Genomic DNA, 26,249 nt, shown 5'->3' on the forward strand with positions numbered 1-26,249 from the left:
CGGGCTTCTTTTTTATACAAGTAACGGTAATTTCATAACAGCCTCTTCAACCGAACGCACTATATGATTTGCTTTCTCCTTTACATATGGATGGGCATGATGAAGAGTAAATGAATGCGGGGTTACTTCAAACATAGAAATATCATTGAAAGAATCTCCAATACAAGCAACTTCATTTGCTTCAATTTGCAAATGATCCATTAGTCGCTTTAGAGCACTCCCCTTACTCACGCCTCTTGGCATAATATCAACATAGCGTTTACCTGATATAAAAACTTCCGCTTCGCCTTGAAACGTATCTCGTAGCTCTTGATCTAACGTCACAATTTTCTCTTCTTCTCCAAAAACAAACAATTTTGCAGGGTGTACAGTCTTACCAAACTCTTCTTCTAACGCTTCAATTTCAGCGATATGCACGCCCATATATGCTTCAAAATTATGGTGATGTTCATTCTTCCTTTTTGTATATCGCTGCTCATTTGCACAAACAATATCCGCTAGTCCTTTTTTATGTATATATCGATATATTTCCTGGGCAACCACATTTTCAAAACTCGATTCATGAAATAAATTTCCATCTGGAAGTAACATTGTCGCTCCATTTAAGCCAGTTGTGTAATATGGGAATGCAAACCTTTTTACAACTTCATCAATTCTGTGTGTAAAGCGGCCAGAGGCAAAACAAATATTTGTCCCTTTCTCAGCTAACCAACACAGCGCACGTTCATCTTCTTTTTGCATATGATTCACATCGTAAACGAGCGTGTCATCTAAATCACTTACAAATAATTTAATCATGTCCTCTTCCCCTTTCATACACAATATCTACTCTAAGTGTACACAAAAAATGTTTGATTTTTGTTAAAAAATAATAAATTTTTGCTAAAAAAAATAAACGGGTGTATAATCCCGTTTATTTTTGTCTTTTTACATTTTGAGGTCTTACAATACTTGGTCGTACTTTTAAACTAGACATCGTTGGACGGAGTAAAATTTTTGTTAACGCGCCCCAATCAAATGGTAAAAACGGCCATAAATAAGGTGTTTGTAAACTTTTTATAGACGTTAAAAATAAAATTAATATCGTCATACCAATTACAAATCCCATCTCATGGAAGAGACCTGTTAAAATAATAACAAACAATTTCCCAACCTTATTCCCTAATCCTAGTTCATAACTCGGTGTTGCATATGCACCAACCATCGAAACTGCTACATACAAAATTACTTCTGGCACAAACAAACCTACATCAATTGCAATTTGACCAATTAATATAGCGGAAATTAACCCTGCTGCAGACGATAACGGCGTTGGAGTATGAATGGCTGCCATCCTTAAAAACTCAAGTCCGACCTCTGCCATTAACACCTGTAATAAAATTGGTAAATGCGTCATCTTAGTCGGTCCAATAAAAGCAAGATTTGCTGGCAAAAGAGTTGGATCAAATACAAACACTAACCAAAATGGTAATAAAAATAACGAGAATATAACACCTAAAAAGCGCACCCAGCGTAAAAATGTACCGACAGCTGGATTTTGTCTAAACTCTTCCGCGTGCTGTAAATGATGAAAATATGTTGTCGGTGTAATCATAGCACTTGGCGATGTGTCAACAAGTACTAACACATGTCCTTCTAGTAGATGATTTGCTGCTACATCTGGCCTTTCTGTATATCGAATAAGTGGGAATGGGTTATAGCTTTGCTTTACAACAAATTCTTCTACTGTTTTATCCGCCATCGTAATTCCATCTACATCGATGTTATTTAATTCTTGTTTTATAATCTTTACTAAATCTGGATTTGCAACATCTTGAACGTATGTAATACAAATATCCGTTTGCGATCTATCTCCTACTCGAACCATTTCATTTCGAAGACGTGGATCTCGAATTCTCCTACGAATTAACGCTGTATTTACAACGATATTTTCAACAAATCCATCCCTCGCACCTCGTACTACCTTTTCGGTATCCGGTTCTGTCGGTGTTCGCCCTGGATAACTACGAACATCGATCGCGAACGCTTCCGTTTCACCTTCCACAAATATCACGATCAGTCCTGATAATACTTGGAGCATTACCTCATCCATCGTTTTCACTTTACTTACTTGTTGATGGATTAAGCGATTCTCTAAAAGCTTCACTGTATCTTCTTCTACATCCCTTATCTCATTTGTATCCACCGCTTCTTCTAAAATAGGGATAATATAATTTGTATCACAAAGTCCGTTTACAAATAACACACCAATTTCTTTATTCAAAATTTGAAATTTACGAATGCCGACATCGTATGTAACGCCTAGTCCAACTGTCTGCTTTAAATAATTTTCATTGTCACTTATGAAAGTTGATATAGGGATATCCACTTTTTTAGGCTTCGTCATAAAAACCACTCCTTTCCAAAATTAATTGAATTGCTTTCTTCGTAATAGGTGATCCCCTCTCCCATTCATCATTTCCACACATCTTACCAATGTCACCGACTCCAACAATGACAGGAACATTTAAATCGTCTAAACAATATATTGTATCTCCGCTAATCCTGCCAATTTCACCATCTGGAAGTCCAAATTTATCAACACCGTATTCGGTTAAATTCCCGTTCCGATCTACACTTACATCTACACGTGCCCATTCCCAATGATGCGTATTAGACGCTACTGCTAAAATACCGAGCACATCAATTTGTTTATGGGTAGCCACATATTTTAATGCCTTTTCACCAGATCCTTCTCCAATAAATCCACTGTCATCAAACATGACAAATACAGGGTCATATGGCGTTTGCATAATAAGCTCAACAACTTTTTTCCCTGTCAATTTGGTTGGATTACTTTGTGATGCTGAAATACACCTTCCCCCAAATTCCTTCGTTAAAAGCTCAATTGTCCGCTTTGCATATTCATCTCCATCTGTGACCAAAACAACCCTTCGTCTCATTTGATTTATCCTTTCGGTTTACATATAAGTGCTATAAAAAATGAAAACAATATCGCTGCGGAAATGCCCGCAGACGTTAAACTAAACATGCCAATACCAATTCCTAAATATCCATGTTTTTCTGCTGCATGCATTGCTCCGTGCAATAGTGAATGTCCAAAACTTGTGATAGGGACTGTCGCTCCAGCACCTGCAAATTTTATTAGTTTATCGTACAATCCAAATCCATCTAAAATTGCTCCGATGACTACAAAAGTTGCCATTAAATGAGCTGGTGTTAACTTTACGAAATCTAACAATAGTTGCCCAATTAAACAAATAGCTCCACCTACAAGAAATGCATATATAAAATCCACAATTCACTCTCCTTTAACTCTCTCAAATACGACACCATGTGCAATTGTTGGAATCGTTTCCTTCTGTTGCATCATCATCGGGCTTAATAATGCACCAGTCGCAACGACAAAAATTCGTTGTAAATTCCCTTTTTGCATCTCGTGTAATAAATGGCCATACGTAACAACTGCTGAACAAGCGCAACCACTACCACCTGCAAACACTTCTTCTTGACTTGATTCATAAATCATCAATCCACAATCATTGTATATATGCCCAAGATCATAACCTTCCTCAAGTAAAAGTTGTTTCGCAATCGGCGTCCCAACAGCTGATAAATCACCCGTAACAATCAAATCATAATCATCGGCACTTCTTCTTAAATCTTCAAAATGTTGTTGAATTGTATGAGCTGCTGCTGGAGCCATCGCTGCCCCCATATCCAAAGGATTTGTAATTCCTAAATCTTGCACTTTTCCGATTGTAGCTGACGTAATTTTAATTGCACTTTTTTCATTGCTAATTAATATAGATCCTGCACCAGTCACAGTTGAATTTGCTGTCCCTGGTTTTTGCCCACCGTACTCTGTTGGATAGCGAAATTGTCTTTCAGCCGTTGCATTATGACTGCTTACTGTAGATAAGACACGATTTGCAAATCCACCGTCTATAAAAGCTGAGCCAACTGCTAAAGTCTCCATAGACGTTGCACAAGCGCTAAACATTCCTAAAAAAGGAATGCCCCACTTACGCGCAACATAATTTGCTGTCACTGTTTGATTTAATAAATCTCCCGCTAAAAAGAAATCAATTTGCGATGTTTTTATATTCCCTTTTTGCACTGCTTGTTGAATTGAGTCTGACATTAATCTTCGTTCGGCGAGCTCCCAATTTTCTTCTCCACAATGCAAGTCATCATATGAAATATCAAATTTTTTCCCAAGAGGGCCCTCAGCTTCTTTCGGACCGACAGCAGTACCCGTTGCATTCACATATATATCATTTTGAAATACCCACGTTTGTTTTCCGGTCAACCTCATACTAGCCCCTCCTTTAAGACATAAAAATTTTAAAGGTATACCTTATTAACCCAATGATATATGCACCAACAACCCCAAATACAATCACACTTCCTGCCAGTTTAAACATATTTGTAGCAATCCCTAGAACAACCCCTTCGCTCTTATGTTCTAAGGCAGCGCTCGCCATAGAATTTGCAAATCCTGTTACCGGTACCGCTGATCCTGCTCCAGCAAATTGACCGATTTTATCATATACACCACACCCTGTTAAAATCGCGGATAATAAAACAAGGGTTGCAACAGTTGGGTTTCCTGCCTCTTGTTCACTAAAGTGAAAATAATGTATATAAAATTTCATCAATACTTCTCCAACTGTGCAAATGAGTCCACCTACAAGAAATGCTTTGATACAATTTAGTAAATAGTTTGGCTTTGGATGATACTCCTTCACTTTATTTATGTAATCATCCTTCAATTTCTGACTTGTCATTTATATACTGCCTCCTACTTTACGAAATAAATCCAGTGAAACAACGATCCTATTACTTTCCCAAGTACAAGAGCAACGAGTAAAACAATAATCTTCCCCTCTACCCCTACTCGTTTCGCTAAAATAGGTAGAACATTTAACACCTCTGTTAATGCTGCAGCAAGCATTCCAATGAACGTGCCACAAAATATCCCTAATATAACGAGCCAATATTGCGACGTTTGAAATGTAATGTTTTTCAAACTGCACCAAGCCCCTGTTAAAGTACCTGCAATGACTGCCCACTCAAAATATTGAATATGCTTTCCACTTCTCGTTAATTGGGCTAAACGGGGGATTATACCAAGTACAGCTAAAAATGCGACATATCCGCTACCTACCGCAATCCCTCCAGCTAAACCAATTAAAATAACAAATCCATACTCAATCATCGGTAAGTTGTTTCATATTATCCTTGTTTTCATTAACGATTACATACTGATCAAGTGACTGTTGGTATTGAAACATCTCAACTTCTAGCGGACTCGGCTCTTCATTAATTCGCTTTTGAAATACATGATTAAAGAATAAAACCATCCCTAAGCCAAGACCTAAAGAATAAGGAATTTGAAATAAAAGTGGTTGCGCATTAAATTCTCCAGTAATCATGTAATATAACCGTTGATGTACTTGTTGCATACTTACATCTTCATGGAAATAAATGATCGCAAGGGCCGCTCCAATGAAAAGTAACAGCCATACAAGCCCGAAAAAAATTGGGTGTGTCTTCTTTTTTTCGTATATAATTTCAACAAGAGTTTGTCCAGAACCGAGTAAATTAATTTGTAGATGAGATGCTTTCTGTTGAATAATCTCAATTACTTTCATAACATCAATTACAACATGCGTCTTATCATGCGCTGTTATTTTGTAAACTATCTCATTTTGTAACAACTCAACTACGGAAGAATCTCCGGCAAGTTGAGCAACATCGCCCAGCTTTACTTCATAAGTAGGAGAAACTTTTAAACGATTGCGCATTTTAATATAAATCGTTTGTTCCAACTTTCATTCACCCCTTCACTCTTCCTCGTAGTTGTAGTATGGTTATTGAATTTTTTTCTAATACAATTTTTTCATAAAAAAACATCTGCACCATTTCGGTACAGATGTTTTTTACTTATGCCTTTTTCTTAAATAAGTTTGCAATACTTAATGCAAGCCCTCCCCAAATGACTACTATTCCAATAACCATCATCATAATTGCTGATCCACTCATTATGAAACACCTCGATCTTTCCATTCTTTTTCAAGCTTGGCAGAATCCGAATGTATTTGTGCATTCCATTTCTTTAGACTAATAATTAGCGCAACGATAAGGAAGGCTGCTGCTATCGACCAACCATACGTTACAACAAACTCAGTCGGATAATCTCCATAATTCTTTTTAATATTTTGGATTGTACCATCAATTAGCATATACCCTAACATAAGCGGAGTAATAACGAGTAAACTCACTCTCCAAAACGTTCCTAATTTAATATCAGATACAAAGTTTGCATGATTTTGATAAACTGATAAACGACGTAAAATGAGCCCTATCGTCACTACTTCCGCAAGTGCAATTGTAATTAATCCGAAATTATTGGCGAAATAGTCGACAACATCTAAGAACATAAGCCCACCACGTGTTGCAAATACAAGAGAAACTAACACGAGAAGGGTTCCCATAATTCCAATGGTTTTTTCCCGACTTAAACTGAATTTTTCAGATACAGCGGCAAAACATACTTCCGCGAGTGAAATAAGTGATGTGATTCCAGCAACCGTTAACGATAAGAAAAATAATACACCAAACAACGGTGACATCGGCAATTCATTAATAATTTGCGGAAATACTACGAACGCAAGCCCAACGCCAGCACTTGCTACTTTATCAACCGGTACTCCCATATTATTCGCCATAAATCCAAGAGCTGCAAAGACCCCAATACCTGCTAATAATTCAAATCCTGAGTTTGCAAATCCAGTAATAAAGGCATTATTTGTTGTATCCGAGTTTTTCGGTAAATAACTAGAATACGTAATCATAATTCCAAATGCTAAAGATAAACTAAAGAATATTTGACCATAAGCAGCAAGCCATACTTTCCCATCAAAAATACGACTCCAATCTGGTTTAAAGAATGCATCTAGTCCTTGCATAGCACCTTCCATCGTCACTGCACGAACGACGATAATAAGGAACATAACAACTAATAAAGGAATAAATATACGGTTAACAACTTCTATTCCTTTTTTAACTCCTTTAAATGCAACGCCAAGTACAATAATCCAAACGAGAGCTAATGGAATTAATACTTCCGGTACAAGTCCTCCAAATTGCCCTGGCTTATCTGCAACATGTAAGTACTCTTTAAATAAAAATGATTGCGTGTCTTTTCCCCATGCTCCAGTAATTGCAAAGTATGTATACGATATAGACCAAGCAATAATCACTGCATAATATGTTGAAACGATAAATGTTACGCACATTTGCCACCATCCAATAAATTCGGCACGCGGGCTAATACGGAAAAATGTAAGTGGTGCTGAACCACGATGACGATGACCAAGGGCAAACTCAAACGCTAACAATGAAATACCAGTCGTTAATAATGCAAATAAGTACGGTAAAAAGAATGCTCCTCCTCCATTTTCATACGCTGTATAAGGAAAACGCCATATGTTTCCTAATCCAACGGCAGATCCGACCGCTGCAAAAATAAATCCAGCTCTCGTTCCCCATTGTTGCCTCGTTTCCATGTTTCCTTCCCCCTTTATGACAAGTTCATACTTGGATTATATTTTAAATTGACCAAATTATCAATAAATTCTGTTAATTTTTGCGAAAATTAACATCTCTCTCCTATTAACGGCATAAAAAAATCGAATAGACAATTATTCGTCTATTCGATCTTTCATCTGTTTTAATATTTTCTTTTCAAGTCTTGAAACTTGTACTTGCGAAATGCCTATGCGCTCTGCTACTTCTGACTGTGTTTGATCTTTATAGTAACGCAAGTATACAATTAAGCGCTCTCGTTCATCTAGTTCTCTAATCGCTTCTTTTAAAGCAATTTTATCGAACCATTTCGTTTCAGATTGATCTGCAATTTGATCTAAAATAGTGATTGGATCTCCATCGTTTTCATATACAGTTTCATGTATAGACGAAGGGGCCCGGCTCGCTTCTTGTGCTAGAACAACTTCCTCTGGCGTTAGTTCTAGTGCCTCTGCCACTTCATTAATCGTGGGAGCCCTTCCGAATTCTTTCGAAAGCTCATCTCTCATCTTTCGAATTTTGTTTCCTGTTTCTTTTAAAGACCTACTAACTTTCACTGATCCATCATCACGTAAGAAACGTTGTATTTCACCAATAATCATTGGAACTGCATATGTTGAAAATTTCACGTCGAAAGATAAATCAAATTTATCTACCGATTTCAAGAGCCCAATACATCCAATTTGAAATAGGTCGTCTGGTTCGTATCCTCGATTAAGAAACCGCTGTACAACCGACCAAACGAGGCGCATATTACTTTGAACGATTGTATCTCTCGCTCGTTGATCTCCATCTTGACTTTTTTGAATTAACGCTTTTAGCTCGTGGTCCTTTAACTGAGGTTTCTTCTTCTCATTTTTGACCTCTATGTCCATAGGCTATTCTCCTTAATTGCATAGAGCGTTACTATTTGATAAGTATTTTGTCAAATGGATTGTTGTCCCGAAAGATTCGTTTGAAATAACTTCTACTTCATCCATAAAATTTTCCATGATAGTAAATCCCATTCCGGAACGCTCTAATTCAGGTTTAGTTGTAAAAAGGGGTTGTCTCGCTTCATCTAAGTTAAAGATTCCAATCCCTTCATCTCGAATCGTGAGTTTCACCATTGCTTCTTCCAAAATTACAGAAATATAAACAATACCTTCTGCATTTCCTTCGTATCCATGAATAATTGCATTTGTAACCGCTTCTGACACAACTGTTTTAATCTCCGTTAATTCTTCCATCGTTGGATCTAGTTGTGCAATGAAAGCCGCTACTGTAACGCGAGCGAACGATTCATTTTGACTTAATGCTGAAAATTGAAGGTTCATTTCATTTCTCATCTATGCCACCCCCAACGTCGCGAGCGCGTGCGCTTCACTTTCTTCTAAGCGAACGATTTTGAATAAGCCCGACATTTCAAATAAACGCTTAACAGGCGGTGAAATTGCACAAACAACCATTTCTCCACCTAATCCCTTTACGTGTTTATATCGGCCTAATATAACACCTAGACCAGAACTATCCATAAAAGATAAGTTCTCTAGGCTCAAAACAATATGATGAACACCATGTGTCTCAATCATATCTGTTACTTTCGTTCGCAACTCTTCAGCCGTATGATGATCTAATTCACCCTCTAGTCTCACACATAGGACGTCACGTTTTACTTCTAATTGCATGGAAAGACTCACACGATTTCCTCCTTATGCTCAAACTTTACTTATTCACATACATAAAGATTTTCGTGATACAAAATAAGAATCCTTCCTGCTGACAAAAGAAGAACTATTTCGTCATAAAGTGAAACCTTTCAGCATTATTCACTTACATACGAATAGAAAAGCGGCAAAATATTTGCCGCTATTTTGATGTTGAAAACATCCCAAAACTTCTTTTAAATAACTCCCACCAGCTCGCTGCAGCAACATCTTCTTTTGCTACAATTGTTTGTTTTAATAAAACATCTTTATCTTTTTTAATAACAAGTGTACCAAGCGCGTCACCTTTTTTAATCGGTGCTTTTACTTTCTTTTCAGCAATTACTTCTTGTTTTACCTTGTCCATATTCTCGCCCTTCTTCATAAGAAGAGAAACATTATCTGATGCAACTAAATCTACTTTTTCTTTTTTCCCTTTCCCTACTTGAACTGTCTTAATTTTTTCGCCGCGCGTATACAATTTCTTTGTCATATATTGACCAAATGCGTAGTCAAGAAGCTTCGTCACTTGGTTGTTCCGTTCTTTTGATGTTGGTGCTCCCATGACAACTGAAATGACACGCATGCCATTTTTTTCAGCCGATGCTGTTAAACAATATTTCGCTTCTGTCGTAAAACCTGTTTTTACTCCATCTACGCCAGGATAAAAACGTACTAGCTTATTCGTATTAACGAGCCAAAACTTTTTATCCGTATCTTCACGTAAATAATCTTCGTACTTACCTGTGTATTTACGAATAAGTGGATACTTCATCAATTCTCTCGCCATTATAGCCATATCATTTGCTGTCGAATAATGGTCTTTGGCCGGAAGACCTGTTGGGTTTTGAAAATGTGTATTTTTCAGCCCTAGATCTTTCGCCTTTTTGTTCATCATATTTACAAATCCTTCTTCTGAACCTGCGATATGCTCGGCTACTGCAACAGATGCGTCATTTCCAGATGCAATTGCAATACCCTTTAACATCTCGTTTACAGTCATCTCTTCCCCAGGTTCTAAAAAGATTTGCGATCCACCCATTGAAGCTGCATGTTCGCTCGCTCTAACTTTATCGGTCAGTTTTAGTTTTCCTTTTTCAACTTGTTCCATAATTAAAAGCATTGTCATAATCTTTGTCATACTAGCAGGTGGTAATTTTTCATTTGGGTTTTTATCAAATAAAACTTTACCTGTATCTTGCTCAATTACGATTGCTGACGACGCTTGTTCCGCTAACTTCGGTGTTGTTTCTTCTGTTTTCTCCTGCTTCGTTTTCTCAGATTGTGCGAAACTCACTGAAGTTCCAGAAAGCAATAACATGAAACAAACAAGTATTCCAAAAACTCGCTTCATGACTAACCCTCCATTCTATATCAGACCTATTTTTTCCAATTTACCTTTTTTTAATACCAAATTTTTCTAACATTTTCAGTTGACAAATACATTCGTCCCCTATATTGTATTAAGTGTATTACATACAGTAGTACACTTAATACATATGAGGAAGGAGACATTGCTCTTGCATATTCAACTTGACCCAAGAAGCAACACTCCGATATGGGAACAAATTGTTCAAAATATAAAAGAACTCGTATTGAAAAACATGTTGGCTCCAAGTGATAAACTTCCTTCTGTACGCGAACTCGCTTCTTTACTCGTTATAAATCCAAATACAGTGAGTAAAGCGTATCAAGAGTTAGAGCGACAAGGAATTATTGAAACGTTACGAGGAAAAGGAACATTTGTATCCCAATCGATTACCCCAACATTAGACGAAAGGAAAATCGCTATGGTTGAAAAGCAATTTCATCAATTACTATTAGAAGCCTCTTATCTTGGTATTACGAAAGATAAAATTCATGATTGGATAGATTCATACTATAAAGAGATTGGAGGGAATACGGATGTTGAAAGTGACAAACTTGAAGAAAACAATTGATAATCAAACAATTTTAGACGATGTTTCTTTCACATTGCAAAGAGGGAGTATCATCGGATTACTCGGAAGAAACGGTGCGGGGAAAACAACTTTATTGCGAACGATGGTCGGTATTTTAGACCCAGACGAGGGAACTGTTACATATGAAGATACAAACATTCATCAGTTTCCTGAAATAAAGCAAAGAATTGTATATGTTCCTGATTCTACTAATATACTGAACGGCTATACGATAAAAGAAATCGTAAAGTTTTATAAAGAAGTTTATACCGCATTTGATGAAACACATTTCTATGAACTGTTAGAACGTTTTAACTTACCAAATAAACGAATTCGTAGTTATTCAAAAGGAATGAAAGCACTGCTCGCCATCATTTTAGCCGTTTCTACAAAGGCAGAATATATCATTTTAGATGAACCGACAAATGGACTTGATCCTATCGTGAAAAGGAAAATTTTACAGTTTCTCGTTGGAGAAGTTGCAGAAAAAGAGATTACCATTTTCATCTCCACTCACCATTTAGATGAAGTAGAACAAATTGCAGATACAATTATTATATTAAAAGGCCATACTATCTCGTCTATTACATCACTAGACGATGCAAAATCACGATTTGCTAAAATACAAGTTGCTTATGAACGTTCACTACCTCAAAAACTAGAAAACTTAAGCAATATTAAAATATTAAATCAAACAGGAAAAGTATATACAATCTTAATTGAGGGAAATGTGGCAGCTACATTAGAAAAGTTTCATAAAGAACAGCCACTGCTCATTGAAGAATTAGCCATGTCGCTCGAAGATATTTTTATCACAACGTTTGAGGAGGATTCGCATGTTTCATAAAGCTTTATGGATAAGGCAATGGAAGCAAGGAAAATATATAATTCTATTATTTTGGTTAATTAGTTTATATCAACTACCTTATAAATATTATCAAGAAGCGCAAATGCAGCTAAAACAATCAAAAATGAAGTTTGATGACTATGCATATTACTACTCCTACTATTTTCACGCATCTGATGGTGCCGTCCTCTTTCAAGGAGTTACTCTTATTGCACTTGCTTGTCTTTTAATTGGGTGGGAACGTAACAATCAATCAACTGATTTTCTCTTCTCAATGCCTTTTAAACGAAAAGATATTTTTTTAACAAAATGGTGGCTTGGTGTTTTGAATATTATTACAGTGCAAATTGTTTGCTGGCTTAGCATGTACGGAATAAAGAACATGTCGTTTCACAATGAGTATCAAATCTTTACTCCGTTCTATAGTTACTTTCTATATGCTACGGTTGTACTTATCGCTATTTATACATTCACCTTATTTATCGGAACCATTACTGGACATATATTCTCTCAAAGTAGTTTAGCTATCATTCTATTATTTTTACCATACGGTTTTGGATTGTTAATTTCCGGATTCATTTATTCCCATACACAATGGTCTTTAGATGCAATGGGAGAAATAGAGCAACGTACTCATGAGTACTTGCAACATATAGATATCATTTCACCATTAGAATCTTTTTCTATTACTTATGATTACCACCCGATAGAAACATTTGATAACTATGGCAATAAACTTTCTAGTGTACCACAGGACAATCCAATGGAGCATACTTTTGTACCTTCTCCTTGGACACTATTAACACCATCTGCTTACATCATTATCTTTTTATCAATGGCAACCTTTCTATACACACGTACACCAAACGAACAAAACGGAAAAATACTATTGTTTCCTAACTTGCAAAAATGGTTCATGATTTGCACTGTTCTATGCTTCGGACTGCTTGGCGGTAGAATATTAGGTGGACGAGATGCACTTCTGTCTTATTATGTTGGATTTTTCCTATTCGCTATCATAAGTTACTTCATTTTTACACGTCTATTAAAATTGAAGTTTGCTTTTGGAGGGAAATAAACATACATTAAGGTGATGAATACATGTTTCAAAAAGCATTATAGATGTGAAACTATAAAAACGGAACAATGGCATTAATAGAAGCTGACAAAAGAAAGATGTTATGAATTATTTAACTCTTATATGAACTAAATAAAAAGGCATTGCACAAGAGCAATGCTTTTTATTATATATGTCCCTATCTAAATAAAGAGGTTATTTCACATTCTCTCTCCTATCCCCATACACCATCTCTTCTTTCATCCCAAATCCATCACCATTTTGCACAATTTGCTCTGTCGGTGCAACTACACTTTCAGCAATTTTCCATTCCCCACGCTCTTTCACAAATACTTGTAGAAAATAGTTCATGCCATCTAATTGATATGCATTTTCTTTTTTCACATTATAGTGAATCGCAATGTAGTACACTTGAATATTTTCTTTTCCTATTTTTGATACGTATTGCGATAGTCTCGGTATATAGAGTGCTGCTTTCTGAAAAGATAGTTGTTTCGCTTTAACAAGCGATGAACTTGTTACATTACGTAATGTGTCCTGATTACGAATATTATCGCTATGGTGGAATAATACTGCGTTTTGCATAGAACGAACCCATAATTTCGAATATAAGACTGTATTATCGGTTTCAATGTACTTCACTTCTTTTCGTACCACTTGGATAGGCGTATCTGCGTACGTAAATGTTTGAAAATAGAAAAAACCACCAAATAAAATGGTAAGTGCAGCAATATATTTCATAATCTTTCCTCCGATCTTTTAATTAAAGTATCGGAGTTTCAAAATATTTTTATTCAAAAGAAAAAGGATAGGAATGCTTTCGCTTCCTATCCTCATTTATTATAATACGCGGCCAAATAGTTCTAAGACCATTTCTATTTCTTGGTCGCTCCAACCTTTAAATCTCTCTTTATAATATTCTTTACGCACAGCTTCAAGTTTTTCAGTTACTTCTCTTCCGTGCTCTGTAATTTCTAAATACACGATTCGACGATCTGAATTAGAACGTTTTCTTTCTACTAATCCTTTTCGTACGAGACGATCTGTAACAGCTGTAATATGACTGGAGGTTACGTTTACTTCACTCGCAATTTGCGAAGCCATCTGTGGACTCTTTAAAAATAACGCACGTAATACAGAAAATTCATTATATGGCATATGTTCTGCAAAACGTGTATTAATATCATTTTGTAATAAACGTATCATTTTTCGAAATGATGCAGATAAATCTAAAATCAGTGTTTCTCTTTTTTCGTTCAATAGCCTCGTCCCTTTTTTATCATATTTACACATATTATAATCTATAAATACCTATGTTGTACATGCTTTCTTTCCTCAACATTCTCATTTATGTAACTTTTTTCATATAAATTTCTTTTTTGTTCACACATATACATATAAAAAGGATGGTGATGGAAAATGCAGGGTGGAATGAATCCTTATTTACACAACGTACGCACAGCTAATACTGGTAAAGAAGCTACTATTACTGTACAAGGCGAAGGCGTTGTCAAAGCAAAACCGAATGTTGTTATATTAACGCTTGGCATTCGAACAGATGATAAAAATGTAAAACAGGCTCAAGAAGAAAATGCAGTGCAATCCAAACAATTGCTGGATGCACTTAAACAGCTTGGTATTGCCGATAAAGATATAGAAACGATTTCTTATACGATTACTCCTCAATACGAATATGTAAATGATAAAGCATTGCTACAAGGATACCGCGTGGAGCATTTGTATGAAATTACCGTTTTAAATGTACAAAAAGCTGGGGAAGTATATGATATAGCCGTTTCAAATGGCGCAAATGTAGCAAAAGGTTTACGTTTCCGAGTATCTCATCCAAATAAATATTATGAGCAAGCTCTCATTCAAGCTCTGCACCAAGCAGTAGAAAAAGCTCGTGCTATTGCGAGTACATATAATTTAAATATTAATCCTGTTCCCCTCTCATTCGTTGAAGAATCTGCCCAATTACCACGGGAGGTTACGTCTTATGCTACTTTACATGCGCAAGCAGCCCCTCCCATTCAATCGGGTGAATTAGAAATCATTTCATCCATACGGGCTATTTTTACGTATTTATAACGAATTCTCTTTACAAGTAAACGTTATCATTTTACTTGTTGTAAAAACATGATGTTCTGATATAATAAAGAACGGTGAGCTCTTACATAAGAGATATCACGGGTGGGAGAGGGATATGAAAAAGAAGGTTTAACATGAAAGGAATACTTGAAAGAACATTTAAATTAGGTTTACACGAAACATCACCAAAACAAGAAGTATTAGCTGGAGTTACGTCATTTTTCACAATCGTATATATTATGATTGTAAATGCGTCAATCTTATCAGATGCTGGCATTCCTCTTGAAGCTGGAATTTTAGCAACTGTTTTTAGTTCATTTGTCGGATGTCTACTCATGGCATTTTGGGCAAATGCACCTGCTATTCTTGTCCCGGGTATGGGTGTAAATGCATTCTTCACGTACACAGCTGTGCATACGCTTGGACTAACTTGGCAAGAAGCATTGGCTGCTGTCTTTATCTCTGGTATTATTTTTGCAATTGCCGCTTTTACACCAATCGCTCGCGTGCTATCAGTATCAATTCCAAAGTCATTAAAGGAAGCGATTACTGTCGGCATCGGATTATTTTTAGCGTTTATCGGATTGCAAAAAGGTGGTTTAGTCGTTTCGAACCCAAATACTGCTGTGGCAATGGGGAAATTAAGTAATCCTGTCGTTCTTGCGACATTACTTACTCTTATCATTGCACTTGTATTATTTATTCGTAACGTACGTGGAAACTTTTTATGGACGATTGCAATAGGAACTGGTATCGCCTGGCTATTTGGTCTTGTGGATACGAGTCAAGTGGGAAATAGTTCATTCTCATTCGCTAATTACGGTGATGTGTTTGGAGCTATGTCATTTGGGAAACTTTCTTCCTTACCATTTTGGATTGCAACATTCTCTTTAAGCATGGTGCTTATCTTTGAGAACATGGGACTTCTGCACGGTTTATTAGAAGATGATCGTAAATTCCCACGTGCTTACCAAGCCAATGCAATTTCAGCAATGACATGTGGTCTATTTGGCACAAGTCCTACCGTTTCAACAGTAGAAAGTGCCGCAGGTATTACTGCAGGTGGTAAGACAGGTCTGACGTCTATCGTTACTGGGTTGCTATTCTTTGCATCACTGTTTGCTCTTCCATTTGTCAAATTAATTCCTGATAGTGCCATTGCACCAATCTTAATTATTATTGGCGGTCTGATGATTACAAGTATTCAACAAATTCCTCTGAATGACTTTTCAGAAGGATTTCCAGCATTCTTAATTATCGTTATGATCCCGCTCACATATAGTATCGCTGATGGCATTGCGTTCGGATTTATTGCTTACCCTATCTTAAAAGTTGCTCTTGGAAAGCGTAAAGAAGTCGCACCATCTATGTATATCATTACATGCTTATTCTTAGCTATGTTTGTATTACATGCTATTGGTTAAAAAAACACCGAGGAAATCCTCGGTGTTTTTTTACTTAAACCATCCTTTTTTATAAAACCAGGCCATCATTCCGCCGCCAATTAGTGCCATAATAAGTAGACAAATAAAATAACTATATTGTCCACCAAGCTCTGGCATATGCGTAAAGTTCATTCCATATACTCCCGCAATAAATGTTAATGGCATGAAAATAGTCGAGAATACAGTTAATGTTTTCATAATGTTATTCATATGATGTGAGTTTAATGAAAAATAACTATCCCGAATATCTGCTGTTAACTCTCGGCTTGCCTCAATCATTTCTGTTAGTTTAAGCAAATGATCATGTATATCTTTAAAGTAAATTTCATGATCGCTTATACCGTAAAAACGAGTCGAATTTAAAATACGATATAATAAATCACGCATCGGAATGATTGTACGCCTTAGCTTTGATAAATCTGTACGTATATCAAATACCTCTTCTAATACACTTCCTGCTGTCTCCCCCGTTAAATTATCATCAATTGCATTTAAATGATCCTCAATGTAATATACAGGCGCAAAATAGTCATCTACAATTTGGTCGATAATTGTATGAGCTACGTGTAAAGGACTATTTTTAATACGCTTCTTTTCTCCAAGTGTTTTCCATACTCTTTCGATTGCATTGTTATGAGAAAAGTGGAAAGAAACAATATAACGATCACTAATAAATAAATCGATTTCGTGCGGTTCTAGTCCATCTTCCCCAAATGCATGAAGTACTAAAAAGTTATATCCATCATAAAAATCAACTTTTGGTCTCTGTACATATTCTATACAGTCTTCAATTGCAAGGGGATGGAACTTAAAATGGTCTTGCAGAATATATGTATACTCTTCTTTCGTTGGCTTATATAAATCTAGCCAATACCATACAATATGGTCTTTCTTTGTTTCTTCTAGAGAAACATCATATAATACTTCATCTGTTTTTGTTACTGCACAAATTCTAATCATAATTTCACCCATTATTATTATAAACAAAAAATAGTAAAAAAAGCCAAGGAGAAATCTCCTCAGCTTTTTTATTACTTCGTTACGATACCGTGTACTAAAGTTGGTGCATCTACATGTTCTTTAGAAATCTTCATGTTCTCATAAATTTTCGCTTTTACATCTTCAACATTTTCGCGGTTTGCGTAAATTGTAACAAGGGATTCACCTTGCTTCACGCTATCGCCTACTTTTTTGCGCAGCATTAGACCAACTGCTAAATCAATTTCAGACTCTTTCGTTGCACGTCCTGCTCCTAAAAGCATTGCTGCTGTTCCGATTTCGTCTGCAACGATTTCTGATACATATCCGTCTTCTTTCGCTTCCACTTCAATTTTAAATTGTGCTTGTGGCAATTTAGAAGGATCATCAACAACAGATGCGTCGCCGCCTTGCGCTGATAAGAACGTTTTAAATGATTCTAGCGCTTTTCCGTTGTTCATTACTTCAATTAGCTTTTCACGTGCATCTTCTAAAGATGAAGCTTGTCCGGCAAGGTACACCATTTGACTTCCAAGTGTTAAACATAACTCTTCTAAATCTTTCGGCCCTTTACCTTGTAATGTATCAATTGCTTCTTGTACTTCTAGTGCATTACCAATAGCTTCACCAAGTGGTTGACTCATATCCGAAATAACTGCCATCGTGTTACGACCAACGTTATTACCGATACGTACCATTGCTTCTGCTAAACGTTTTGCATCTTCATCCGTTTTCATAAATGCACCTGCTCCAGTTTTTACATCAAGAACAATTGCATCTGCACCAGCAGCAATTTTTTTACTCATAATCGAACTTGCAATAAGCGGAATTGAGTTTACTGTTGCTGTTACATCACGAAGTGCATATAACTTTTTATCAGCAGGCGTTAAGTTACCACTTTGGCCGATAACTGCGATTTTGTTTTCATTTACAAGACGCATGAATTCATCGTTTTCAATTTCCACATGGAATCCTGGGACTGCTTCTAATTTATCAATTGTACCACCAGTATGTCCTAAACCGCGTCCAGACATTTTCGCTACTGGTACATCTAAAGCAGCTACTAATGGACCTAATACAAGTGTCGTTGTATCACCAACACCACCTGTTGAATGCTTATCTACTTTTACACCTTCAATAGCTGATAAGTCGATTGTATCACCGCTATTTACCATTGCCATCGTTAAATCAGCACGCTCTTGATCGTTCATATCTTGGAAGAAAATTGCCATTGCAAGTGAACTTACTTGATAATCAGGAATATCACCATTTGTATATCCTTCAACAATAAAATTAATTTCTTCTGTCGTTAATGCATGTCCGTCACGTTTTTTTGCAATTAGGTCCACCATTCTCATTGTGAGGTCACCCCTTCATTTGTTTTACGATTGCTTTTACTAATGCTAAGAAGTTCGCTTTAACACGTTCTGTCGTTTCAATTACTTCATCGTGGTGAAGTGGCTGATCTAAAATACCAGCTGCCATATTTGAAATACAAGAAATACCTAATACTTTCATACCAGCATGACGCGCTACAATTACTTCAGGTACTGTTGACATACCAACTGCATCTCCGCCAAGTGTACGAAGCATACGAATTTCAGCAGGTGTTTCATATACAGGACCTGTCATTCCTACGTATACACCTTCTTGTACTTTAATATTTAAGTCTGCTGCAACTTGTTTCGCCATTTCGCGAAGTTCTACCGTATATGACGTAGACATATCAGGGAAACGTACGCCCATTTCAGAATCATTTGGTCCGATTAATGGATTCGTACCCATGAAGTTAATGTGGTCTGAAATTAACATAAGATCGCCTGGCTCAAATGATGTATTTACACCACCAGCTGCGTTTGTTACAACAACTGTTTCTACACCTAGTTCTTTCATAACACGAACTGGGAATGTTACTTTTTGCATGTCGTATCCTTCATAGAAGTGGAAACGTCCTTGCATTGCTACTACTGTTACACCTTGAAGTGTACCGAATACTAGTTGACCTGCATGGCCTTCTACAGTTGATACTGGGAACTCAGGGATTTCACTGTAAGGTACTGTTACTGCGTTCTCAATTTCGTCTGCTAATACACCTAGTCCTGATCCAAGGATTAGTCCTACTTGTGGTGTCTCTTGAAATTTCTCTTTTAAGTATGAAGCTGATTTTGTAATAAGTTCACGATTCATTTGTTTATCCCCCTATTTCTTTAGCTCGTTTAAGAAGCTTGTTCCGTATTCTGGCATTTTCACACCGAAGTTTTCTGCTACTGTTGCACCAATATCAGCAAATGTTTGACGAAGTGGTAACTCTTGTCCGCCTTCTTTCATGCTTGGGCTATATGCTAATAATGGTACATATTCACGTGTATGGTCAGTACCAGGATGAATTGGATCATTACCGTGGTCTGCTGTAATTAGTAATAAATCATCTTCTTTTAGTTTTGCGAATACTTCTGGAAGACGTGCATCATATTCTTGCAGAGCTTCTCCGTATCCTTGTGGATCACGGCGGTGGCCGAATAATGCATCAAAGTCAACTAAGTTTAAGAAGCTAAGACCTGTAAAGTCCATATTTAATGTATCTACAAGCTTATCCATTCCATCCATGTTAGACTTCGTACGAAGTGATTCTGTTACCCCTTCGCCATCATAAATATCAGAGATTTTACCGATAGCAATTACATCGTAGTCACTATCTTTTAATTCATTCATTACTGTACGGCCGAATGGTTTTAGTGCATAATCATGACGGTTTGGTGTACGTGTAAAGTTTCCAGGTTCACCAACGAATGGACGAGCAATAACACGACCTACCATGTATTTCTCATCTAATGTTAATTCACGTGCAATTTTACAGATTTTATATAACTCATCAAGTGGCACTACTTCTTCGTGTGCTGCAATTTGTAATACGCTATCAGCAGAAGTATAAACGATTAAAGAGCCTGTTTCCATTTGCTCTTGACCAAGTTCATCAAGAATCTCAGTTCCTGAAGCTGGCTTATTACCGATAATTTTACGGCCTGTTTTTTCTTCTAATTCATCAAGTAATTCTTTCGGGAATCCTTCCGGGAACACTTGGAATGGTGTATCAATGTAAAGGCCCATGATTTCCCAGTGACCTGTCATTGTATCTTTACCAGTAGATTTCTCTTGCATTTTTGTGTAATATCCAAGTGGTTTCTCTACTTTAGAGATACCTTTCATTTCTCGAATGTTACCAAGACCTAATTTCACCATGTTAGGCATTTGTAACCCATTCATATGTTCAGCAATGTGACCAATTGTGTCAGATCCTAAATCACCAAATTGCTCAGCATCTGGTGCTTCACCGATTCCCACAGAGTCCATTACGACTAGGAATATACGTTTATATTTATTCATAACTGCGACCTCCTATAAGTTCAGTTCTACTTCTTGTAGTATGTTCAAAACGCTATAAAGTGAAACTGTTATCCAAAAGAATTCTCATTGTCAAACAGTACTTCTTTAAATCATTTTCTAACCTATTTCGTTTACTTGAAACGATTCAAAAACATTTCTAGTTTTTTCTAAGTCAGATGTCAGACATCTGATACTGATATCATAACATGTTTACGCTTTCTTTTTAATACATTTTCGTAGAATTTCTCATTTTCTTCACACTTCTATTGTAATCCATTCTGCAACGAAGTGCTAATTTTTTTATGATTTATTTCTTCATATTAAAAATAAAAAGTAGCTCTAAAGAGCTACTTTTTATTTTACTTCTATTGTTTCTTCTTTATGTTCATGCAATTCGCCTTTTCTTACATGTACTTTCACTTTGTAAGCACCGTTCTCTTTGAAAGTATGTTTTGTTTCATACTCTCCTTTATTCCCTTCTTTCGCTGGAATAAATTCGTGTTTTTCAACACCATCTTTCCAAATCTCTAGTTGTACTTCAGCACCAGTTAGGGCTTCTTCTTTTTGTTTTAAATGAACTTTCATTGTAGATTCAGCATTTGCCTTTATGTCTCCAGCCATAAGATGGATCATTGTGTCACTTTTATGATCTCCATGTCCTGCACTGTGATCACTATTTTCTTTTTTTGCATCTTCTACTTTCGCATTTCCTACAGCAACTTTTACTTCTGGCATAACGTGCATTTCACGTGCATTTGTGTGAGCGATAATATGGTATACTCCATCCGTTTCGAATGTTTTCTCTACTGCATAAACACCTTTTCCTTTATGCTTACCATCTAACATCTCGTGTTTTTCGTCGCCATCTTTCCAAATTTCAAACTTTACATCATCGGCATCCGTTACTTTTTCTTTCCCTTGTGTAACAAGTGCTTGTACTTCTGTTTTTTCACCTGGTTTAATTTCTTTCGGATTTGTTTGTACTGCTACTTTTACAGCTTCAAGTTTCTGTTCTTTTTTCGGTTCTTCTTTGTTTGTATTACAGCCAGCCAACGCTAGCATCGCGATAAATAAAGTTATAATCAGTTTTTTCATCATCATTTCCTCCTTTATACTTTATTTAGTATAGAGGAAATACATTGTAATATTCCAGTCTTCTGCTGAAAACAATATACGAAATGTTTGTGAAGTTTCTGTGAAACGCTCTTCCCCTCTTAATCTATGAAAAAAAGAGCATAGTAACTATGCTCTCGGATGAAACTGTTTATATACATCTTTTAATCTAGTTTTTGAAACGTGCGTATAGATTTGCGTCGTTGAAATATCTGCATGTCCAAGCATTTCTTGTACAGCACGTAAATCTGCTCCATTTTCTAATAAGTGCGTAGCAAACGAATGACGCAACGTATGAGGTGTAAGCTCTTTTTCAATATTTGCTTCTTTCGCTAATCGTTTTAATATTTTCCAAAATCCTTGTCTTGATAATCGATTACCATGATGGTTTAAAAAGAGTGCATCTACTACTTTTTTCCCCATTAATTCTCTTCTTCCTTTTTCAATATACTTTTGAATCGCTTCCGTTGCTAAACTTCCTAGTGGAATAATTCTTTCTTTATTCCCTTTCCCTATGCAACGAACAAATCCCATTGTTAAATGTACATCTTCTAAATTGAGTGCAATCAATTCTGAAACACGAAGTCCTGTCGCATACAGTAACTCTAGCATCGCCTTATCACGAATCCCAAAAGCACTTGTCATTTTTGGTGTTTGAAGTAACGCCTCTACTTCATCAACTGATAATACTTTTGGTAATTTCCGTTCCCCTTGTGGCGTTTCAATATGTACGGATGGGTCGTGTTCTACCGCTCGTTCACGAAGTAAAAATTGGTGGAACGAACGAATTGATGCGATATGACGCGCCAATGTTTTCGAAGATTTTCCGTTCTCTTTTAAATACTGCAAAAAGTTAACAATGTGTAAACGGGTCACTTCATGAAAAGTTTTCGTCTGTTCCACATTTTGCAAATACTTTACGTAGCTTTTTAAATCCCGTTCATAAGATACTACTGTATTCTTTGCTAATCCTTTTTCGACAACCATATAATGAATAAAATCTTTTAATTGATCTTCCACTCTACACTACTCCCCATTTTCATAGAAAAACATCATTCTATTTACGAAAGCATCCTTTGCCGGTTCTTCATTCCCTGATACTTTTTCTACAGTCTCTTCTTTAGGTTTTTCATAACGATGATAGCTTTCATATTCTTCATTTATCCATAGTATAGCGAAATAAAACAAAATCGTACAACTTGTAAATAATAAAAATACTTTTATTCCATCAAAAGTTAATTTTAAAGCTCGGCGCATTGTAAATTCCTCCAAAATATAAGTTATTACAACATATGCCAAGCTTTCACCAATTTATACCTTATTCAAATAAAAAACCTCTTCCTAGATAAATAGGAAAAGGTTATTTTTCATCCGTTTCATTTTCTTGACAATTTTTACAAATCCCATGGAATGTTAAACGATGATCTTTCACCTTAAAGCTCCAGTCTCGTTCTACTTTCCTTTCCACTTCACCAAGTAAATCTTCTTGTATTTCTTGTACAGCACCACATTGTGTACAAATCAAATGATGGTGGAAACGCTGCGCACCTTCTTGGCGTAAGTCATAGCGTGAAACACCGTCTCCGAAGTTAATCTTATCGACAACTTTTAACTCAGATAATAGTTCTAAAGTTCGATAGACGGTTGCTAATCCGATCTCTGGCGACTTTTCTTTTACAAGGAGGTAAACATCTTCTGCGCTTAAATGATCTTCTTCATTTTCTAGCAGCACACGAACTGTTGCTTCACGTTGCGGTGTTAATTTGTAGCTCGCTGCATGTAATTGCTTCTTAATTCGTTCAATTCTTTCTTCCATTCGGTACTACTCCCTCCTCGCCACTCTTACACCATTATATCAGAAGAAGGGCTTCTGTCAAAAGAAAAAACAATAAAAACAAATTGATAATTATTCTCAAAAAGTATTCATTTTTTATTAATAGCCTCAACGACTTCTTTCATTAAAACTGGTGATGCGTAAGCCTCCACACTAGAAGCAAGTGCTAACACTACTCCAATTACGAGAAAGAAGCATGTATAACGGATTAATAATGGTAATAGTGGCTCGGTTATTTTTCTAATAAATTGATGCCTAATCATCCGTAAAGAAAAACTTGCAGCAATAGTTGTCATAACGAGAAAGACTGGAATGATAATTAAATTTTGTGGCAAAACAGATACAAATGCTAATAATAGTCCATTCCATCCATGCTGACTTACTAAAAAACCAACTGTAAATCCAACGACAACTCCTTTTACAAATAATAAAATAAAAATAAGTGGTAATCCAATAATTGAAATCCCTAAAATCCAAATAAACCCGATGTATTTTAATTGCGAAAAGTAACTTTCTCGAAACATTTCGCCCGCAATAGCAAATTCTCCTTTAGAGACTTGTCCAAAAAAACGTTGTAAATAAAATGATAAATCTTGTTTTTGATTGATTTGTAAACTATTCACCAGAATGGCTCCGAATATTACTCCCATCAATAATAAAACGACGTTAAATATATATAATGAAGAGTTTTCCTGTATGTGAGACATTACACGGTCTTGCCAATTTTTTCGCCACATTTTTCTTCCCTCCGTTCACACTCTTATTAAAAATGTATGAAAGAAAGAAAAAAGTATGACGAATTAACATTGAAATTCCGCTCTACTTTGCTAAACTAAAAAGTAGAGAATAGGAGGGATTTCTCTTGAAACCATTATTATTAGATTTTCCAACATTATTTCAAACTGAACGCTTGCAAGTTCGTAAACCATTTCCAGGTGATGGTGCAGAAGTATATGAAGCAATCCAAGCTTCTCTAGAAGACTTAGTACCGTGGATACCAATTAACGCTGAAACAGAAGAGAGTGCTGAAGAAATTGTTCGCGAAGCTCACGGACAGTTTTTACTTCGTGAAACACTTGATTTTCACTTATACGATAAAGTATCTGGTACATTCATCGGAGCAATTACACTAAAGCCTGAAAACTGGGATATTCCAAAGTTTTCACTTCACTTCTGGCTACATAGTGCCTATACAAAACAAGGCTATATGACCGAAGCTGTTAAAGGTGCAATTCAGTTCGCCTTTGATAAACTAGGCGCTAGAAGAATTGAAATTCGTACTGATGCAACAAATATAAATGCATGTAGCTTAGCAGAACGTCTAGAATTCATTCTAGAAGGTACAATGGAAAATGATTTCCTAGCACCAGATGGTAGCTTAAGTGATGCACGTGTATATGCAAAAATCAATTAAAAAACACTCGCCTTTGGCGAGTGTTTATTTTTGTAGTTGTAAATATTGTACTGCAAACATCGTCTTCGCATCATGAATACGAAGATCTTTCATAAGAGTAATCGCTTCTTCTAACGATACTTCCATTAATTCCACAAACTCATCTTCATCTAACTCAGCTTTATTTTCTTTTTTTGTCAAACCTGTCGCTTTATATACATATAAAATTTCATCTGCGAATCCTGGAGATGTATAGAAAGAAGTAATGAGCTCCATATTTTCACATACATATCCTGTTTCCTCTTCTAGTTCACGAACTGCTGTTACCTCAGGTTTTTCACCAGGTTCTAACTTGCCAGCCGGAATTTCTATAATCGCCTTTTCAAGTGCTTTACGATACTGCTCAACAAGCACAATTTTCCCCTCATCAGTAATAGCAATAATAGCAACTGCACCAGGGTGATTTACAATTTCACGTTTACTCATTGCTCCATTTGGTAATACTACATCATCAACACGAACTTTTATAACTCTACCATCAAAAATCGGCTCAGTTTTTACTGTTCTCTCTGCAAGATTACTCACACTACTTCATCTCCCTGTTCTATTTCCTATTCTTTCCTCATACATTTTACCACATTGAAAGGAGCGTGATAGAAATGAAAGTTTATATTTTACCAAATCGCGTCACTTTAGTCGGAAAAGCATGGCAAATTCGCCATAAGCTAAAGCAATATAGCAAAGAGTATACAACTGTACAAGAGTGGATTACAGCAAATAAAGTGAAACATTAATCATGCTTTTACGGGCAGTTAATGCGCAGCGAAAAGTAAACGTTTGTCAACCTCTTTTCCCTCTCGTACAATAA

General features: G+C 36.2%; 33 protein-coding genes. 7 read left to right on the forward strand and 26 right to left on the reverse strand.

The window, feature by feature from the left end; all coding sequences use genetic code 11:
* Window positions 1-12: 12 nt before the first annotated feature.
* The 14 genes from HMPREF2590_RS06180 to dacF form a co-directional block, all read right to left on the reverse strand.
* Window positions 13-816, reverse strand: a complete 804-nt coding sequence (locus HMPREF2590_RS06180; RefSeq protein WP_001987215.1) for a Cof-type HAD-IIB family hydrolase — start codon at window positions 814-816, stop codon at window positions 13-15.
* 97 nt (window positions 817-913) lie between these two features.
* Window positions 914-2,386, reverse strand: a complete 1,473-nt coding sequence (gene spoVAF, locus HMPREF2590_RS06185) for a spore germination protein SpoVAF (protein ID WP_000165596.1) — start codon at window positions 2,384-2,386, stop codon at window positions 914-916.
* Entirely contained in the window at window positions 2,373-2,942 is a 570-nt protein-coding gene (gene spoVAEA / locus HMPREF2590_RS06190; RefSeq protein WP_001254415.1) for a stage V sporulation protein SpoVABEA, read from the reverse strand. Before spoVAEA ends, spoVAF begins: the two co-directional genes overlap by 14 nt.
* A 5-nt stretch (window positions 2,943-2,947) precedes the next feature.
* Window positions 2,948-3,298: a stage V sporulation protein AE gene (gene spoVAE / locus HMPREF2590_RS06195; protein ID WP_000345904.1), complete on the reverse strand. Its 351-nt coding sequence runs from the start codon at window positions 3,296-3,298 to the stop codon at window positions 2,948-2,950.
* A gap of 3 nt (window positions 3,299-3,301) precedes the next feature.
* Window positions 3,302-4,318, reverse strand: a complete 1,017-nt coding sequence (gene spoVAD, locus HMPREF2590_RS06200; RefSeq protein ID WP_001241164.1) for a stage V sporulation protein AD — start codon at window positions 4,316-4,318, stop codon at window positions 3,302-3,304.
* A 13-nt stretch (window positions 4,319-4,331) separates the two neighbouring features.
* Window positions 4,332-4,790 carry a stage V sporulation protein AC gene (gene spoVAC, locus HMPREF2590_RS06205; RefSeq protein WP_000203810.1) on the reverse strand — a complete coding sequence of 153 codons (459 nt, stop codon included), beginning with the start codon at window positions 4,788-4,790 and terminating at the stop codon, window positions 4,332-4,334.
* Window positions 4,791-4,804: 14 nt separating this feature from the next.
* Window positions 4,805-5,221, reverse strand: a complete 417-nt coding sequence (spoVAB, locus tag HMPREF2590_RS06210; protein WP_000575191.1) for a stage V sporulation protein SpoVAB — start codon at window positions 5,219-5,221, stop codon at window positions 4,805-4,807.
* A complete protein-coding gene (locus HMPREF2590_RS06215; protein ID WP_000438366.1) occupies window positions 5,214-5,834 on the reverse strand; it encodes a stage V sporulation protein AA in 621 nt (206 codons plus the stop codon). Before HMPREF2590_RS06215 ends, spoVAB begins: the two co-directional genes overlap by 8 nt.
* 115 nt (window positions 5,835-5,949) lie before the next feature.
* On the reverse strand, window positions 5,950-6,048 hold the full coding sequence (locus HMPREF2590_RS06220; protein ID WP_000016826.1) for a methionine/alanine import family NSS transporter small subunit: 99 nt from the start codon (window positions 6,046-6,048) through the stop codon (window positions 5,950-5,952).
* Window positions 6,048-7,574, reverse strand: coding sequence for a sodium-dependent transporter (locus HMPREF2590_RS06225; protein WP_000450091.1), 1,527 nt, complete (start codon window positions 7,572-7,574; stop codon window positions 6,048-6,050). The genes HMPREF2590_RS06220 and HMPREF2590_RS06225 overlap by 1 nt, the downstream gene beginning before the upstream one ends.
* A 135-nt stretch (window positions 7,575-7,709) precedes the next feature.
* Window positions 7,710-8,468: an RNA polymerase sporulation sigma factor SigF gene (gene sigF / locus HMPREF2590_RS06230; protein WP_000350731.1), complete on the reverse strand. Its 759-nt coding sequence runs from the start codon at window positions 8,466-8,468 to the stop codon at window positions 7,710-7,712.
* Between the two features lie 12 nt (window positions 8,469-8,480).
* A complete protein-coding gene (gene spoIIAB, locus HMPREF2590_RS06235) occupies window positions 8,481-8,921 on the reverse strand; it encodes an anti-sigma F factor (RefSeq protein WP_001243398.1) in 441 nt (146 codons plus the stop codon).
* A complete protein-coding gene (gene spoIIAA / locus HMPREF2590_RS06240; protein WP_000059135.1) occupies window positions 8,922-9,272 on the reverse strand; it encodes an anti-sigma F factor antagonist in 351 nt (116 codons plus the stop codon).
* Between the two features lie 169 nt (window positions 9,273-9,441).
* The gene (gene dacF / locus HMPREF2590_RS06245) at window positions 9,442-10,632 is read right to left on the reverse strand and encodes a serine-type D-Ala-D-Ala carboxypeptidase DacF (protein WP_000831998.1); all 1,191 of its coding nucleotides are present in this window, start codon (window positions 10,630-10,632) and stop codon (window positions 9,442-9,444) included.
* A gap of 166 nt (window positions 10,633-10,798) precedes the next feature.
* Here dacF and HMPREF2590_RS06250 point away from each other — a divergent pair, with 166 nt between their 5' ends.
* The 3 genes from HMPREF2590_RS06250 to HMPREF2590_RS06260 are packed head-to-tail and all read left to right on the forward strand — an operon-like array spanning window position 10,799 to window position 13,143.
* Window positions 10,799-11,218: a GntR family transcriptional regulator gene (locus HMPREF2590_RS06250; RefSeq protein WP_000548027.1), complete on the forward strand. Its 420-nt coding sequence runs from the start codon at window positions 10,799-10,801 to the stop codon at window positions 11,216-11,218.
* A complete protein-coding gene (locus HMPREF2590_RS06255; protein WP_044584825.1) occupies window positions 11,184-12,065 on the forward strand; it encodes an ABC transporter ATP-binding protein in 882 nt (293 codons plus the stop codon). Before HMPREF2590_RS06250 ends, HMPREF2590_RS06255 begins: the two co-directional genes overlap by 35 nt.
* Complete coding sequence (locus tag HMPREF2590_RS06260) at window positions 12,055-13,143, forward strand: ABC transporter permease subunit (RefSeq protein WP_000468501.1); 1,089 nt, start codon at window positions 12,055-12,057, stop codon at window positions 13,141-13,143. The genes HMPREF2590_RS06255 and HMPREF2590_RS06260 overlap by 11 nt, the downstream gene beginning before the upstream one ends.
* 195 nt (window positions 13,144-13,338) lie before the next feature.
* Here the strand turns inward: HMPREF2590_RS06260 and HMPREF2590_RS06265 are convergent, their stop codons facing one another.
* On the reverse strand, window positions 13,339-13,884 hold the full coding sequence (locus HMPREF2590_RS06265; protein ID WP_000873785.1) for a hypothetical protein: 546 nt from the start codon (window positions 13,882-13,884) through the stop codon (window positions 13,339-13,341).
* 99 nt (window positions 13,885-13,983) lie between these two features.
* Window positions 13,984-14,403, reverse strand: a complete 420-nt coding sequence (locus tag HMPREF2590_RS06270; RefSeq protein WP_001003305.1) for a MarR family winged helix-turn-helix transcriptional regulator — start codon at window positions 14,401-14,403, stop codon at window positions 13,984-13,986.
* A 159-nt stretch (window positions 14,404-14,562) separates the two neighbouring features.
* On the opposite strand from HMPREF2590_RS06270, the gene HMPREF2590_RS06275 reads away from it, so the two are divergent.
* Both HMPREF2590_RS06275 and HMPREF2590_RS06280 read left to right on the forward strand, forming a co-directional pair.
* Entirely contained in the window at window positions 14,563-15,234 is a 672-nt protein-coding gene (locus HMPREF2590_RS06275) for an SIMPL domain-containing protein (RefSeq protein WP_001161448.1), read from the forward strand.
* A gap of 134 nt (window positions 15,235-15,368) precedes the next feature.
* A complete protein-coding gene (locus HMPREF2590_RS06280) occupies window positions 15,369-16,658 on the forward strand; it encodes an NCS2 family permease (RefSeq protein ID WP_000676240.1) in 1,290 nt (429 codons plus the stop codon).
* A gap of 30 nt (window positions 16,659-16,688) precedes the next feature.
* Here the strand turns inward: HMPREF2590_RS06280 and corA are convergent, their stop codons facing one another.
* The 9 genes from corA to spoIIM all read right to left on the reverse strand — a co-directional run bounded on the left by corA (window position 16,689) and on the right by spoIIM (window position 24,695).
* On the reverse strand, window positions 16,689-17,651 hold the full coding sequence (corA, locus tag HMPREF2590_RS06285; protein WP_002005674.1) for a magnesium/cobalt transporter CorA: 963 nt from the start codon (window positions 17,649-17,651) through the stop codon (window positions 16,689-16,691).
* A gap of 59 nt (window positions 17,652-17,710) precedes the next feature.
* Entirely contained in the window at window positions 17,711-19,015 is a 1,305-nt protein-coding gene (locus HMPREF2590_RS06290) for a pyrimidine-nucleoside phosphorylase (RefSeq protein WP_001243069.1), read from the reverse strand.
* Between the two features lie 7 nt (window positions 19,016-19,022).
* Complete coding sequence (locus HMPREF2590_RS06295) at window positions 19,023-19,844, reverse strand: purine-nucleoside phosphorylase (protein ID WP_001078446.1); 822 nt, start codon at window positions 19,842-19,844, stop codon at window positions 19,023-19,025.
* Window positions 19,845-19,856: 12 nt separating this feature from the next.
* The gene (gene deoB / locus HMPREF2590_RS06300) at window positions 19,857-21,041 is read right to left on the reverse strand and encodes a phosphopentomutase (protein ID WP_001046079.1); all 1,185 of its coding nucleotides are present in this window, start codon (window positions 21,039-21,041) and stop codon (window positions 19,857-19,859) included.
* Window positions 21,042-21,395: 354 nt separating this feature from the next.
* Entirely contained in the window at window positions 21,396-22,136 is a 741-nt protein-coding gene (locus tag HMPREF2590_RS06305; RefSeq protein WP_000733456.1) for a FixH family protein, read from the reverse strand.
* Window positions 22,137-22,283: 147 nt separating this feature from the next.
* Window positions 22,284-23,174, reverse strand: a complete 891-nt coding sequence (gene xerD / locus HMPREF2590_RS06310) for a site-specific tyrosine recombinase XerD (protein WP_000390088.1) — start codon at window positions 23,172-23,174, stop codon at window positions 22,284-22,286.
* Window positions 23,175-23,180: 6 nt separating this feature from the next.
* Window positions 23,181-23,411, reverse strand: coding sequence for a YqzK family protein (locus HMPREF2590_RS06315; RefSeq protein WP_001250432.1), 231 nt, complete (start codon window positions 23,409-23,411; stop codon window positions 23,181-23,183).
* Window positions 23,412-23,514: 103 nt separating this feature from the next.
* Window positions 23,515-23,970, reverse strand: coding sequence for a ferric iron uptake transcriptional regulator (gene fur, locus HMPREF2590_RS06320; protein WP_000392657.1), 456 nt, complete (start codon window positions 23,968-23,970; stop codon window positions 23,515-23,517).
* A 107-nt stretch (window positions 23,971-24,077) separates the two neighbouring features.
* A complete protein-coding gene (gene spoIIM / locus HMPREF2590_RS06325; protein WP_227595443.1) occupies window positions 24,078-24,695 on the reverse strand; it encodes a stage II sporulation protein M in 618 nt (205 codons plus the stop codon).
* A gap of 155 nt (window positions 24,696-24,850) precedes the next feature.
* Here spoIIM and HMPREF2590_RS06330 point away from each other — a divergent pair, with 155 nt between their 5' ends.
* Window positions 24,851-25,402 (forward strand): GNAT family N-acetyltransferase, encoded by a 552-nt coding sequence (locus HMPREF2590_RS06330; protein ID WP_000803480.1) that lies wholly within the window; start codon window positions 24,851-24,853, stop codon window positions 25,400-25,402.
* Between the two features lie 24 nt (window positions 25,403-25,426).
* Here the strand turns inward: HMPREF2590_RS06330 and HMPREF2590_RS06335 are convergent, their stop codons facing one another.
* Entirely contained in the window at window positions 25,427-25,966 is a 540-nt protein-coding gene (locus tag HMPREF2590_RS06335) for an NUDIX hydrolase (RefSeq protein ID WP_000067041.1), read from the reverse strand.
* Between the two features lie 74 nt (window positions 25,967-26,040).
* On the opposite strand from HMPREF2590_RS06335, the gene mciZ reads away from it, so the two are divergent.
* Window positions 26,041-26,175: a Z-ring formation inhibitor MciZ gene (gene mciZ / locus HMPREF2590_RS06340; RefSeq protein ID WP_000870302.1), complete on the forward strand. Its 135-nt coding sequence runs from the start codon at window positions 26,041-26,043 to the stop codon at window positions 26,173-26,175.
* Window positions 26,176-26,249: the final 74 nt, after the last annotated feature.

Origin of the sequence: Bacillus sp. HMSC036E02 (assembly GCF_001836235.1) — a bacterium.
GTDB lineage: Bacteria > Bacillota > Bacilli > Bacillales > Bacillaceae_G > Bacillus_A > Bacillus_A cereus.